At 61.6% G+C, this 12,731-nt stretch carries 12 protein-coding genes and 1 pseudogene; 5 read left to right on the top strand and 8 right to left on the bottom strand.

The window, feature by feature from the left end:
* Nucleotides 1-757 precede the first annotated feature (757 nt).
* Both ABNX08_RS40660 and ABNX08_RS40655 read left to right on the top strand, forming a co-directional pair.
* Nucleotides 758-1,459: a hypothetical protein gene (locus tag ABNX08_RS40660; protein ID WP_022540381.1), complete on the top strand. Its 702-nt coding sequence runs from the start codon at nt 758-760 to the stop codon at nt 1,457-1,459.
* Between the two features lie 487 nt (nt 1,460-1,946).
* Complete coding sequence (locus ABNX08_RS40655) at nt 1,947-2,180, top strand: XRE family transcriptional regulator (RefSeq protein WP_349606532.1); 234 nt, start codon at nt 1,947-1,949, stop codon at nt 2,178-2,180.
* 216 nt (nt 2,181-2,396) lie between these two features.
* On the opposite strand, the gene ABNX08_RS40650 is transcribed toward ABNX08_RS40655, so the two are convergent.
* The 5 genes from ABNX08_RS40650 to ABNX08_RS40630 all read right to left on the bottom strand — a co-directional run bounded on the left by ABNX08_RS40650 (nt 2,397) and on the right by ABNX08_RS40630 (nt 7,171).
* Nucleotides 2,397-4,754, bottom strand: coding sequence for a DEAD/DEAH box helicase family protein (locus ABNX08_RS40650; RefSeq protein WP_022540379.1), 2,358 nt, complete (start codon nt 4,752-4,754; stop codon nt 2,397-2,399).
* Nucleotides 4,747-5,310 (bottom strand): hypothetical protein, encoded by a 564-nt coding sequence (locus tag ABNX08_RS40645; protein ID WP_022540378.1) that lies wholly within the window; start codon nt 5,308-5,310, stop codon nt 4,747-4,749. The genes ABNX08_RS40650 and ABNX08_RS40645 overlap by 8 nt, the downstream gene beginning before the upstream one ends.
* A 176-nt stretch (nt 5,311-5,486) precedes the next feature.
* A complete protein-coding gene (locus tag ABNX08_RS40640) occupies nt 5,487-6,539 on the bottom strand; it encodes an IS630 family transposase (RefSeq protein WP_349606529.1) in 1,053 nt (350 codons plus the stop codon).
* 48 nt (nt 6,540-6,587) lie between these two features.
* Entirely contained in the window at nt 6,588-6,968 is a 381-nt protein-coding gene (locus ABNX08_RS40635; protein WP_022540377.1) for a type II toxin-antitoxin system VapC family toxin, read from the bottom strand.
* Nucleotides 6,965-7,171 carry a type II toxin-antitoxin system VapB family antitoxin gene (locus tag ABNX08_RS40630; protein ID WP_022540376.1) on the bottom strand — a complete coding sequence of 69 codons (207 nt, stop codon included), beginning with the start codon at nt 7,169-7,171 and terminating at the stop codon, nt 6,965-6,967. Before ABNX08_RS40630 ends, ABNX08_RS40635 begins: the two co-directional genes overlap by 4 nt.
* Nucleotides 7,172-8,041: 870 nt before the next feature.
* Between ABNX08_RS40630 and ABNX08_RS40625 the strand changes: the two genes are divergently transcribed.
* Nucleotides 8,042-8,296: an AbrB/MazE/SpoVT family DNA-binding domain-containing protein gene (locus ABNX08_RS40625; protein WP_041682425.1), complete on the top strand. Its 255-nt coding sequence runs from the start codon at nt 8,042-8,044 to the stop codon at nt 8,294-8,296.
* The gene (locus ABNX08_RS40620) at nt 8,296-8,658 is read left to right on the top strand and encodes a type II toxin-antitoxin system PemK/MazF family toxin (RefSeq protein WP_022540374.1); all 363 of its coding nucleotides are present in this window, start codon (nt 8,296-8,298) and stop codon (nt 8,656-8,658) included. The genes ABNX08_RS40625 and ABNX08_RS40620 overlap by 1 nt, the downstream gene beginning before the upstream one ends.
* Here the strand turns inward: ABNX08_RS40620 and ABNX08_RS40615 are convergent.
* Nucleotides 8,577-8,852: pseudogene (locus ABNX08_RS40615) on the bottom strand (hypothetical protein); the annotation flags it as partial. The gene ABNX08_RS40620 and the pseudogene ABNX08_RS40615 sit on opposite strands and share 82 nt — an antisense overlap.
* Before the next feature lie 430 nt (nt 8,853-9,282).
* On the opposite strand from ABNX08_RS40615, the gene ABNX08_RS40610 reads away from it, so the two are divergent.
* A complete protein-coding gene (locus tag ABNX08_RS40610) occupies nt 9,283-10,551 on the top strand; it encodes an ISL3 family transposase (protein ID WP_349606525.1) in 1,269 nt (422 codons plus the stop codon).
* A gap of 247 nt (nt 10,552-10,798) precedes the next feature.
* On the opposite strand, the gene ABNX08_RS40605 is transcribed toward ABNX08_RS40610, so the two are convergent.
* The gene (locus ABNX08_RS40605) at nt 10,799-10,945 is read right to left on the bottom strand and encodes a hypothetical protein (protein WP_022540371.1); all 147 of its coding nucleotides are present in this window, start codon (nt 10,943-10,945) and stop codon (nt 10,799-10,801) included.
* 354 nt (nt 10,946-11,299) lie between these two features.
* Nucleotides 11,300-12,649 (bottom strand): MFS transporter, encoded by a 1,350-nt coding sequence (locus ABNX08_RS40600; RefSeq protein WP_022540370.1) that lies wholly within the window; start codon nt 12,647-12,649, stop codon nt 11,300-11,302.
* Nucleotides 12,650-12,731: the final 82 nt, after the last annotated feature.

Raw genomic sequence — 12,731 nt, 5'->3', positions numbered from 1 at the left:
ATTGCATCAGGTGGTCGCGGCGCTCGCGTCCTTCACGGCCTGCGATCAGCGCCAGGCTGCTCAGGAGCGCATGGACGATGGCCGGCGGCGCAGCCGCGCTGTGGATGGAAGGACGGGCCACGTTGGCTAGATGTTCCGTCTCCCACAGGTCGTGGCTCAGATAACGGGTCTCATATTGAGAACGAGAGCCGCCGCCATTTCCAGCGCGGCATGGGCGGATTGGCCCTTGCGATCTACCTGCCGACCCTTACGCCGACGGAGCCCGCGGCCAGTTCAACCCATGTGCCGATGGCGCGCCCGAGAAGTTCAATCCATACTCCGACGGACTTCGCACTTTCCGTTTTTGATCTCTATACGGAACTGAGCCCGGACCTTGGCTTTACACTCCAAGTCGTCAACGAGAGGACCACGACGGACTAGACTGACAAGATATAGTGCCAGGAGAAAAGCAGCCAAGCCAACGTTGCTGCTTTTCACCAGATCTCGACATTCTGGAGCGGCAATGCAGTCCGAGCATGGCTTGCGTTACGTGTTGGGTTCCAAAGAGCCTGCATGCCTTGTTTGCGCCGCCGGGCGCGGACGTCGCTCGCTAGTCCGCGATCCCTTCTATTGGCAGTGGCGAGCTAGCTGGCTCATCGCCTGTTTCTTTTTGGGCGTGGCGACTGCGGCCATGGCAGCATCGGGCGACCAGCCGGAGGCGGCAGGGGATGCAAACGTCTGTAGCTCGAGCTGGTTCCCGCGAGGAATGCGACTGCAAATGGAAGCCGATGGCGAAATGCCCATGTCACGCCGATCCACGCAGATGGCTCCCTTGCCCACAGCTTCAGGATGCCAGACCGACCTGGAAATCCAATCCAAGACGGCACTGGCGGCGCTGATGGGCCCGCCTGTCATCACGGAGCAGAGGCAGCGCTTACTCTTGCGGCCAGCTGAAGATGGGGCGCCGCCGGGTATAACTGGCAGCGGCACGGTCAACGCCTGGGCGCGTTACACGCGCCTGTATGGCACGACTACCATTGATGGTCTTGGCCTGCTGGACTATCAATACCGCGGTTTGCCGCTACAAGAGGGCGACGTCATTAGTGGGGCCACAGTCGAATCCAGCGTTTCCTTCACTATCTATGCCCGTGACTCGGGCGTTGAAGTCGGCAAGCTAGTTGCCCCACATGCGACTGTCACAGTAGCCTCGCGCCGAGTGGGCAAACGCCAGGTGATTCAGACCGCGCTAGGCCCTTCGGAATGCGTGCCGATTCACTACATACGCGTGGCTTCGATCGGTCCGATGATCATCGCAGGCGAGCAAGTCTTGTCCGAGCCTTCGCACATGGAAGTCACCGACTGGTTCTGCCCGGTCACTGGCGCGGTGATGCGTCAGGACATCACTGAGGGCAACAAGATGCAGCGCATCGACACGACTGCTGCAGATCCGCTCGAGCAAACCTCACAGGCCTTGCCTTAGTCGCTGCACCGGCTATGGGGTGATCGCACTTTTGGTGCGTGTATCGACCCGACGCCTTTTGCAAGCTTCTTGTCGGTGATGTCGAAACGCCCTGCATGCATGTATCCGGCTTGCCTAGTGGGCGCCTTGCCGATCCCTCTAGGGCGATGTTTGGCTTCCTCGGCGATGCAATCTCAATCGGTGATCCAACCGAAGCCGTTACGCCGGAGTTTAAATGCAATTAATCGCCAAGCTTCGCCTACAACCGTCAATCGCTGGCTGGCATGAGGCAGTTTCCCTCGGCATAGAGGGCAACCAATTCCGTTTCGGATATTATTTCACTATCATGAAATAATCTGGCCAGCAGCCTGGACGCTGGCTTGCCTTCTTCACGGGACGGGCCTCCATGCCGCGACCACTACCTGATCCGACGCCACCGACGCGCGCGACGATTCGCACCATTCACCAACTGGGCGACCGCATTCGAGCAACCCGGGCAGGGGAACGGATGCCAATTGACCAGGCGGCGAGGCATTGCGGTGTCTCTGTCGGCATACTGTCCAAGCTCGAGAACGGGAAGGGCGTCAACCTTGAGCACGCCCTGCGAGTGATGGACGGGCTGGGTTTGACGATGCTGGTCGTTCCCAAGGCGCATGCGCCTTGGCTCGAACAGGCAGCGGCCCATGCGGCCAAGATCGGCGAGGATACGGCCAGGGAACAGCATGCCTGGCTGGAAGCGTAGAGGCGCGATCAGGACGGGCGTCATTCTCGGATGCGGTCCTTGATCGGTGCGGCAATGCCATTCGCTTGGCGTGCGGACGCGCCTTATGGCTTGCTGGTCCATACGAAGCGGTGCCGCTCCTGCGGCCGGCTTTCCCCAGGCTGTGGCGTGGGCGGCAACCCATGCGTGTGGGGGAATCGGCGAAGAAGCGCTCGTAGGAACCCAGCTGGGAAACAATCACTCTGTCCCGGCCCCTCCCACCATCCGATACCCCATTGCCCGGTACCCTCGTTGGCGCTTGTCCCACATCCGCAGCAAGGCCGCGTGACCAGTGTCGACAAAATCGATGATCCGTACGTCGGTCTTATCGGCATGTTCCCGGTGCAGCCGGCCCGCATACTGTTGCAGGGTTCCCCGCCACGACACAGGCATCGCCAGCACCAGGGTGTCGAGTGGCGGGTGGTCGAAGCCTTCACCAACTAGCTTGCCGATCGCCAGCAAGACGCGAGGCGCGTCGGCTGGCAGGGCGTCGAGCGCCGTGATCATTGCGGTACGTTGCGGCTTCGACATCCGTCCGTGCAGCACGAAGAGTGGGGAAATTTTCCCGTCCAACGCAGCCTGGATGGCGTTGAGATGTTCGGTGCGTTCTGTCAGCACCAAAATCTTACGGCCTTGCCTGAAGGCCTCGAGCACTTCCGCGGCGATGGCGTCAGTGCGGGCCTGGTTGTGGACCAGATGCCGAAATACGTCCTGAATTCCCGACTCGGTCGGCAGCTCAATTGGTGAAAGGCAGGTGTGCGGTACGACCGCCAGGGCGTGAGGTGAGCTGGCCGGCTTCGCCGCCGTGTACCGGATCGGCCCGCACTGCATGAAGATGATGGGCTGCTGGCCATCCCGGCGAAGCGGCGTGGCGGTCAGGCCGAGCACGTACTTTGCCTTGGTCCGTTTCAGGATCGCGTCGAACGACACGGCGCCGATATGGTGGCATTCGTCGACGATGACATGACCGTAGTGCTCGACCAGCGGGTTGACTTCGCCCTGCCGCGACAGAGATTGCATCACTGCGATGTCGATCTGGCCGGAAGGCTTGGCCTTGCCGCCGCCGATGGTGCCAACCACGCCTTTGCCGACGCCCAGAAAGGCTTGCAGGCGCTCCTGCCATTGCTTGAGCAGTTCCGTGCGATGCACCAGCACCAAGGTATTGACCCCGCGACGGGCGATCATGGCGGCCGCCGTCACCGTTTTGCCGAAGGCGGTCGGTGCGCATAGCACGCCGGCATCGTGCTGCAACATCCCGGCAATGGCGGCCTCCTGGTCGAGGCGAAGCGTGCCGACGAAGCCAACATCGATGGGCTCACCCGAGTAGCGCTCGTCGCGTAGATCACAGCGGATGCCATGGTCGCGCAGCAGTTCCAGCGCGGCATCGAGACAGCCGCGCGGCAGGGCGATGTGCTGCGGATAGTTTTCTGCATTGCCGATCACGCGTGGCTTGTCCCACACCGACATCCGCATCGCTTGCGCCTTATAGAACTCGGGGTTCTGGAATGCCGCCAGACGAATCAGGCGGTTGGCCAGCGGCTGTGGCAGTTGCGCCTTCTCAAAATAGATCAGGTTGGCCAGCGTCACGGTCAGCGACTCCGGCATCTTGCCTGTGAGCTTCTTTGCCGCCGAAGCTTCGTGCTTCCATGGCGTGACCAAATCCTCATCGCCGATGAAGGTGACATCCAACGGGTGGACGCTACCCGTGGCACGAAAGATGGTTGGCTCGATGTCGTGCGGCGCCATCGGCTGGATTGAGGCCAGGAAGGCCCACTGGTCGGGATAGGGATGAAGATCGGCATCGACGAACACGCTGCAGCCGTGCTCACGCGATCGCTTCTGCAGTGGCAGGGCAATCAGATTGCCGAAGCCGCCCTTTGGCATCGTGTCCTGGTTGGGAAACAGACGGTCATAGGAGGCCAGCTTGAGTTGCCGGGTACGCGAGCAGGTGTGGCTGATGATGGCCGTGCCCAGGCGGCGCGCATCGCGCGCCGAGACCTTGCCCGCGAAGAAGACCCAAGCATGCGCGCCCTGGCCGGAACGAGAAATTTCCAGCGCGACCGGCACACCCAGCTCACCGCAGGACTTCACGAAGGCACGGGCATCGTCCTGCCACTCGGCCTCGTCGAAATCGACGGCGAGGAAATAGCAGGTGTCGTCTTCGAGCAGCGGATAGACGCCCACAGTATGCTCACCGGCCAAATGGTCGTAGATGACCTGATCAGAGAGCGGAATCAGCAATCGGTTGCCGCAGTCGCCGCACTTGATGCGCGGCTTCTCGCAAACGTCGGCGTGCCATTCGTTGGCGCAAGCTGGCGCGTAACCAGACTTACCCGTGGATTTACTCTCCCAGCGGATCGGGTAGACATCCGTGCGCCCGCTAAACAGCCGGCGGAACAGCGCGACCTTCTCGCCCGTGGAAAGATGGCGCTGTTCCGCCTCCTGAACGCAAGACGCCGGCTTCGGTGGCATGCGCCATTCGATGCCATGCGCTTCCAGCAGCGCGATCAGGCGGGCGTTTTCGACTTGCAGCGCGGCGAGCGCATCGTCAGCCATCGACTCCATACTCGGCCAGCAATTCGTCCATGTCATTGCTCACACCATAGCCGAAATCGTCACTGATGCATCGCACCTTGGTCAGGCGTGCCCAAAGTGCCGGCTGCTGTGTAGTTGGCAAGGCAGTGATCATTTTCAGCGACTGCTCGAACATCCGTACCAAGGCGTCGAAATAGCCATCGTCCTGGAAACCAATGTCAGCACTGAAGCCGGACGCCCGTTCGCAATAGAACACCATCAGTTCGGCTAACCCATCAGGCCGGCCAATGGCCCACTTGTAGTCCGAGATCGCCTTCTTCGCCTTGGCCACCGACGTGTCCTGGTTCTTGAATACATCCGGCCACAGCCAGCGGTCGATGGTCACCTTGTATGGCTTGAGTACATCGCCGCCCAACGCAAACCGGGCGTGCAGGAAGGCCTGGTTATCTTTGCTTGCCTCGTACAGGGCCTGCACTAGCCCCAGCAGGCCGGCACGCTCGAAGTCGGTCAGCCTGGCTTTGACATGGCTCCAAGACGGCGAGGCTTTGCGCGCGGCTTTTGGCTTCATTACATGCATCGGAATGTCTCCACTGTGGCCCCCTCTCCAGCGTCGTCAGTTGTAGCGCGAACGGACACCGGTTCGCGCACGTGTCCTGTCAGTTCCGTGGCCAGCACCTTGTTGGCAGGCCCTCCCGCGCGGAGTGGGCCTCGTTGCTGCATGTGGTGGCGCTTCACGCGTCCTAGTCCATCGCGTCATTGAATTGGCACCGGGCGAATTCGCCGCGATGGATCGTCGTACTTCCACTTGATTGGCTTGGGATTTTTGTTGTGTTGACGGATATAACGCATCAACTTGCGATCCAGGTCCTTCACCGAAGTGAAGACGCCTCGTGCGATCACATCGCGCTGAATGCGCGCAAACCAGTTCTCGACCTGATTGAGCCAGGACGTGTAGGTCGGCGTGTGGTGCATGTGGACGTTGGGGTGTTCGCTGAGGAAGTCGCGCACGCGCTCGGTCTTGTGACTGCTCACGTTATCGCAGATGACGTGGATTTCTTGCTCCGGTCGCTGACTGGCTACAACGTCAGTGAGGAAGGCCACGAACTGCTCACTGGTATGACGTGGCGCAGTCTTGCCGATCACCTCCCCGGTTGCCGTGTTGAGTGCGGCAAACAGGCTGAGCGTGCCGTTACGCTTGTACTCGAAGCCGTGACTCTCGGCACGTCCTGGCGACAGTGGCAGCATCCGATCCTTGCGATCCAGGGCCTGGATTGCGGTCTTCTCATCCACGCAGAACACCGCCGCATGCGCGGGCGGGTTCAGATACAGCCCGATCACGTCTGCAGCCTTCGTTTCGAAGTTGGGATCGTTGGAAATCATGTGCCGCTCCAACCTGTGCGGGCGCACGCCATGTTTGCGCCAGATGCGCTGCACGGTCGAGATGGACACGTCACCCAGCTCCGCGGCAAGCTTGTAGCTGCTCCAGTGTGTCGATCCGTCCAAGGGCTTGCGCTTGAGCGTGTAGCTCAGAACACGCGCCTCGAGTTTCTCAGGCGGCTGCATGGGCGCTCGTCCAGGATGGCGCGCGTACAAGCCCGCCAGCCGCTCCGCCAGAAACCGACTCGACCAACGCGAGATGAAACGCGAATCGCACCCCAGCCGCTCAATGATCGCGTCGCGCGATTCACCGTCTTCAAGCATCAGGATCAGCTTGGCCCGGCGCGCGTCGGCTGCCCGAATGGTTCGGCTGCGAGTCGCAGACAGCAATTGTTCACGCTCGAGCTCGGTCAGATTCATTTTTCCCATGCACCTGATCTAACCATAAATGGGGTGCTTTTTCAATGACGCATTGGACTAGTGAAGCTTGGGTCGATGCGCCACACCAAAACGCACTGACAAATCGCCGAGACGCTTGTCGAGGGTCCATAGCTGTGCGCCTGGTGTGATCAAAGTGGAAGCCAGCAATGAGACGTCCACCAGGCCGCAACCCAGCCCATACAATTTCTCGTGCTCGATGAACGCCATTACCTCTGCCAGGCTCGCCTGCTTGGCTGGCTGCAGCAGTCCGATGTCGCCGAGTGTCCGGGCACGTGGGGCTGGGGGCGTCCCGCAAGCCAATTCAACCAAGACCATAGGGTGGGTCAGTGCTTGATCCGACACGATCAAATTGACCAGTGCGTCATTGCGGTTCTTAAAATGATCGACCCATACAGAGGTATCGACGAGGACGCTCATTTCGCTTCAGGCTCCATACGGCGACGTGGCACATCTTGCATGCCTGGAGCGGCGCCACCCAGTGCCGCGAGGCGCTTGGCCGCTTGTACCCGGACGAAAGTCTTGATGGCCTCACGAAAAAGGTCGGATTTGTCCATGCCGGGGTCGGCCACCTCTAGCGCTTGTTCATAGAGGGCATCGTCGATGGTGACGGTGGTGCGCATAACATGTTCCTTGCCTCAAAATTGATGTAATTTTGCACCAAATCTAGCATCTAATCAAGAAGGGCACGAATCCTGTCTGTTGCTTGCGCGCCATCTCGTTGCGCACTGGGAGCACAGACAGCCGAAAGCCGACTAGGGCACTGAGAAGGCTTTGCCTAGGGCGGACCGGTGGACGGTGTTCCGGGGGGGGGGGCTTCGAAATTTTCGTTACCGGCATGTCTGCGAAGTCACGTGGCTAGGCAATTTCGCAGGCGGTGTCTGCGGAATGTGGTCGACGGACCTAGAGGTGCCGCGCCGGAACCTCCTCGAAAGATCAGTGATCGTCGCTTGAGCAAGGCTTGCCCATGCCGTGCGGTCCTGGCCTGCCTTGCTCAAGCTCGACAATGCGGCGACCGATTTCCCTGTCGTGGCAGTCATCAGCGCGTCCGGTGGCTTCCAGCGGGCTACGATGTCGCCGTGGATGCTGCCATAGCCGGCGCTGCCCGGAATAGCGCGAACGAGATCTGCGTTGAATCACGGTTCTTCCTTCTTCGGGGTGCCCCAACCGATTCGATGCCGCTCCTGCGGAGCCGACCGGCTCGGCGCCCATGTCGACGTATTGCAGGGGGGGGCGTGCTGCGCTCGTGGGTTGCTTCGACAGGCCGGGCGCATACTGGATACAGACGTGGCCTGGGGTGAAACCGGGGGCTCGCGCAGCCTATCGCAGTGTAAGTGCAGCATCGGTATGGCGCCGCCCAAGTGTATTTTAGGGCGGAGAAAATCATTGGTTGGCAGCGATGGCGAGCAACGTCGAGGGAGTGAAGTAGATACGCGTTGAAACATAGATATGTTATGTTTATACTTGTATCAACATTGTTTGGAGGCATCTTCATGCGAAAAAGCGCAACCCTGACGATTCAGAAGTGGGGCAACAGCTTGGCCGTTCGAATCCCCACTGCGGTGGCTCGTTCTGCACATTTCGCCGAGGGTCAGGAAGTGGAGGTATCCGTCGATGAGATTGGCGTAACTGTTCGACCAGTTGGTCGTCGTGCCCTCACTCTCGCGGAAAAGCTTGCCCTGTTTGACCCCATCAAGCACGGCGGCGAAGCCATGGCCACGCGGCGTGTCGGCGCGGAGGCCATGTAATGGCGGGCAAGCTATGGGCGCCTGAACGACGAGACATTATTTGGATCGACTGCAATCCGCAAGCCGGCCGCGAGATGAAGGATATGCATCCGATGCTTGTTCTTTCACCGCGGCCGTTTAATGAAAGGACTAGTATCGTGATTGGCTTGCCGATGACTACGGCAGCCTACAACGAGACCAATCCGTTTGCGATCAAGTTTCAGGGCCCGAAGGGAAAGGACAGCTACGTTCTGGCCCATCAACCCAAGTCGTTTGACTGGCGAGCCCGAAACGCAAGGGCTCACCCCTGGAAGCAGGCGCCCTTGGAGGTTTTTGCTGCCGTTTGCGAGCAGCTAAACCAGATTATCGCGATCGCGGAGTGACTTTCGTGCTTGACCGCACAGCGCGTTTGTAAGCGGGAAGCCAAAATCAACCCTGGTTCCAACCCCTTCTTGCTGTGCAGGTTGGCGCTGGTGGTGGCGATCGAGGCATGGCCAAAGTTGTCGTACACATAGCGCAGGTCGACATGCTGGTCGCTCACGTGCAAGCCGGCGGGATGTCGCAGCCGGTGGCATGCCTCATAAACGCTGTGCGGAGGCCGGCGTTAGCGCCACCGACGTAGGACACGATTTCGCGACGCTGGGCATCTCTTTGAGAGGAGGAAGCGCTTCGGCAGGCGGAACAGCGCATTCCTCCCGGCAACGTCGTGGCGCGTTGTCCGATGGGCATCATCCAGGTCGATCATTCAGGCCGATGCGATCGTGGTGGATGACGTATATCGGCGCCCAATCGGTCGGCCATGGCTAAGTCGGCGATCGACGTTACTACACGATGCGTCGTGGGAGTGTAGGTGGGGATAGCTCGCCCGAATGCGGCGACGGTCGCCTTGCAATTGACTCCCGTCGTGTTGCCGTGAAGTGTAGTAAAGATGGGTCTCCCGCACTTTGTGTGACGACCGCGTCAAGGGCTTGATTTCGGGCCGATCTGGCTTTACGTTGATCGTTACCATGAGCCACGTTCTCGGTGGGATCGATCGTATTCTCGCCCGTGTGGGTAAGCGCGTCATCTCCAGCGATGCGCGAGGGGAGACCATTACCGTCGAAGCCTGCAGTACGGTTCGCGCGGCACCTTGTCCTGCCTGCCATCGTTGGAGTAATCGACGCCACGGCAGCTATGTGCGCAGGCTGGAAGAACGTCCGATGCTCGAGCAGCGGGTCGTTCTCGCCGTTGAGGTGCGTCGCTTCAAGTGTGCAAACGCCGGCTGCCCGCGTCGTACCTTTGCCGAGAACATCCACGCCTTAGCCGGTCCGCATCAACGTCGTACGCGATCGCAGGCTCGGGCGTTGCACGCGCTGGGCCATGCCCTCGGTGGTGAGGCGGCAGCCAGGCTTGCTAACGTCCTGGGCTTGCGCACCAGTGCCGACACCGTGCTGTGGGAGTTGCGCAGAGCTCCTGAGCGCAAGCGCAAACCACGACCGCGGGTCGTCGGCATCGATGACTGGGCGATCGCGCGCGGTCACCAGTACGGAACGATCATCGTCGACCTGGAGCGGCGTGAGCCTATCGAAGTGTTCGCCGGCAGGGAAGGAACTGCGGTGGCCGCGTGGATGCGTGCGCACCCATCGATCGAGATCGTCGCCAGGGACCGGGCTGGGGCCTACTGCGAGGCGGTCGACATCGCGCTGCCGGCAGCCACGCAAATCTCGGATCGCTGGCATCTACTGTGCAACTTGCGCGACAACGTTGAGAGACTGCTGTGCCGACTCGGACCGCAACTGCGCCAAGCCGCGCAGCAAGTCGAGGTCGGTGGCGTGACCCTGGGACGGCAGCGGGAGCTGAGCCGCAACTCACTGTGGTCATGGCAGCGTCTGAGCGATCAGCGACGCGCCTCGCGGGTGGCGCTGTACGAGCGGGTTATGGCGCTACACGCCCAGGGCGGCACGATGAAAGGAATCGGGCACGAGCTCTCAATCGACCATCGAACCGTGCGCAACTTCATCACCGCGGGGGCATTCCCCGAGCGCGCACCCAGGGCGCGGGGTCCGACGCCTTTAAATCCCTATCGCAGCTATATCGAGGAGCGAATCGCACAGGGCTGTCGCTTTCCTGAACTGATCTGGCAGGAACTCAAGCAGCGGGGCTATACGGGCAGTCGCGCCGCCGTTCGGAATTGCGTGATTCGCCTCCTTTTTCCGCAGGGCAAGAAGCTCTTTTCCCAGCACCCGTGCGCACGATGCCGTGCCCGTCGGCCAGGCGCGTATTCGGATGGCTTATAGGATGGAGGAGCTCGCGGTCGCGGAGCCCAGGAGCGCGGACCCGAGCGCTTCGTGCAGGCGCTGTGCAAGATCGAACCCGTGGTGGGCGAGGTCCGCAGCCTCGCGCGGGAGTTTCTCGGGCTCATGCGCCGGCGAAGTCCGCGGCAGTTCGATCGATGGTTGAAGCGTCTGTCGTGCTGCGACGCTGCGGAAATGCGTAGGTTCGCGCAAAGCCTGCGCGCCGACTTACCGGCTATGCGGGCGGCCTTCAAGCTGCCATGGCAGCAATGGCCAGACCGAGGGTCACGTCAACCGGCTCAAGTTCCTCAAGCGCCAGATGTATGGGCGCGCGAACATCGAGCTTCTGCGGCTGCGGGTATTGAAGCCAAACTGATAGACCTGCCTTGTCCTGCATGACACGCTAGTCCGGTCGCCATCGCGGGCGGGTGAGCTCGTACGGCTAGGACGAACCCTGGCGGGCTCGCCGACGTTTTCAACAAGCAGAAGAATGGTGGTAGTGAGGGGACGACGGCAAGGTCCTCCACGCGAGTTCGCCGTCGTCACACAAATTGCGGAAGACCCAACTTTCCTTTGTTCTACGGCACCGTTCGGCAGTTTGCTGATCCCAACGTGGCGGATTTGACGTTGATGGTTGACTCCGCGGCCAATCCCTTGATCGACCGCCCGCGAGCGCCCCAACGGGTTTCGGTCCAGCGTTGCCTAGACCACCAGCACGGCCGTCATAGATTCCCGCTCAAGCGTGGCATGTCTACTTTTCGCCGAGACGGCCCAGTGTCTCCGGCACGATTGCGGCGCCTGCCAGATAGGCCAGCGTGACGACCGCAAGGAAAACACCAAGGATCACCGGAAGGTCGGCGGGCGTGCCTGCGGCGAGCGAGGCGAGCGTCGGCATCATTCCGCCGATGGCGAAGCCGATGTTCCACGACAAGCCCGTGCCGGAGGCGCGGATGCTGGTGGGAAACCGCTCGTTCAGGAAGATGAGGATCGGGGCGAAGCCGGCGCACCCGAGCATGCTGAGCGCCACCGCGTAGACGCCGCGCAGGGTGGCGGTTGGCGCGGCGGGCATCCATTGGTAGAGCAACGGCATCAGCACCAGGCTGACCGCGCCGATTAGCAGGAAGGCCCGCTTGCGGCCGACCAGCGTGCTGAAATGCCCTGCTGCCACCGACGCGACGATCACACCGAGGCTGCTCAGCATCAGGATGGCCGAGGACTCGCCGGGGGACGCCTTGACCACGACCTTGAGGAAGGTGGGAAGGTAGCCGGAAGTCAGGTAGTAGGTGCTGCCTGCGCCCACGGTCAGCAGGATGTTGACCAGCAGGATGCCACGATACTCGCGCGAGAACAGCGTGCGCAGCGGATGCGCTTGCGGTTTGGCGTGGCCGCTGGCGGCCTTTTCCGCCTGCAGCTGCTTCCACAGCGGCGACTCTTCCAGCGAGTTGAAGATGACCAGCCCCAGCACCGAGCTGACAATGCCGGCGAAGAACATGCATCGCCATCCCCAGACCTCGAAGGCGTCGCCGGGGAACAGCGCCGTCATTGCCATGTACGTGATCGACGCCAGCAGCGCGCCGATGCCCGCGCCGCCGCCGCCCACCAGGCCGGACACCGCGCCGCGCCACGACGGCGGCACCGATTCCGTGCCGATTGTATGCGTCGAAGCGACCACGCCGCCGACGAACACGCCCTGCACCAGCCGCAGCAGGATGAACAGCGCCGGCGCGAAGAGGCCGATCTGGGCGACCGTCGGCAGCAGCCCGAACGCCGCCGTCGACAGGCCGACGCCGGTCACGGCCACCACCATGGCACCCTTGCGCCCGTGCCGGTCCGCGTAGGCCCCGAAGATCGCCGAGCCGAGCGGCCGCATCAGCAGCGTCACCGCGAACGACGCGTACACCGCCGCCAGCGACAGCATCGCATGCTTGGACGGAAAGAACAGCTTGCCGATCACCGGCGCCACGAACAGCAGGATAAACAGGTCGAACAGGTCGAGCGCCCATCCCATGCACGAAGCGGTCACCGCGCCCAGCACCTGCCGGTTGTTCGCGGCCACGGGGGCGCCGCTGGTCGGCACCTTGTCATTTGCCAGCACTTCCATCGTTGTCTCCTTATCTTTTTGAGTGAACGGCTCCCCGCGATGCCCACCGGGGGCATCGTCGACGCGTCCGTCTCTCGGGCTC

Origin of the sequence: Cupriavidus sp. DF5525, from assembly GCF_040149425.2 — a bacterium.
GTDB lineage: Bacteria > Pseudomonadota > Gammaproteobacteria > Burkholderiales > Burkholderiaceae > Cupriavidus > Cupriavidus pickettii_A.
This window is presented reverse-complemented; position numbering and strand designations above follow the sequence as displayed.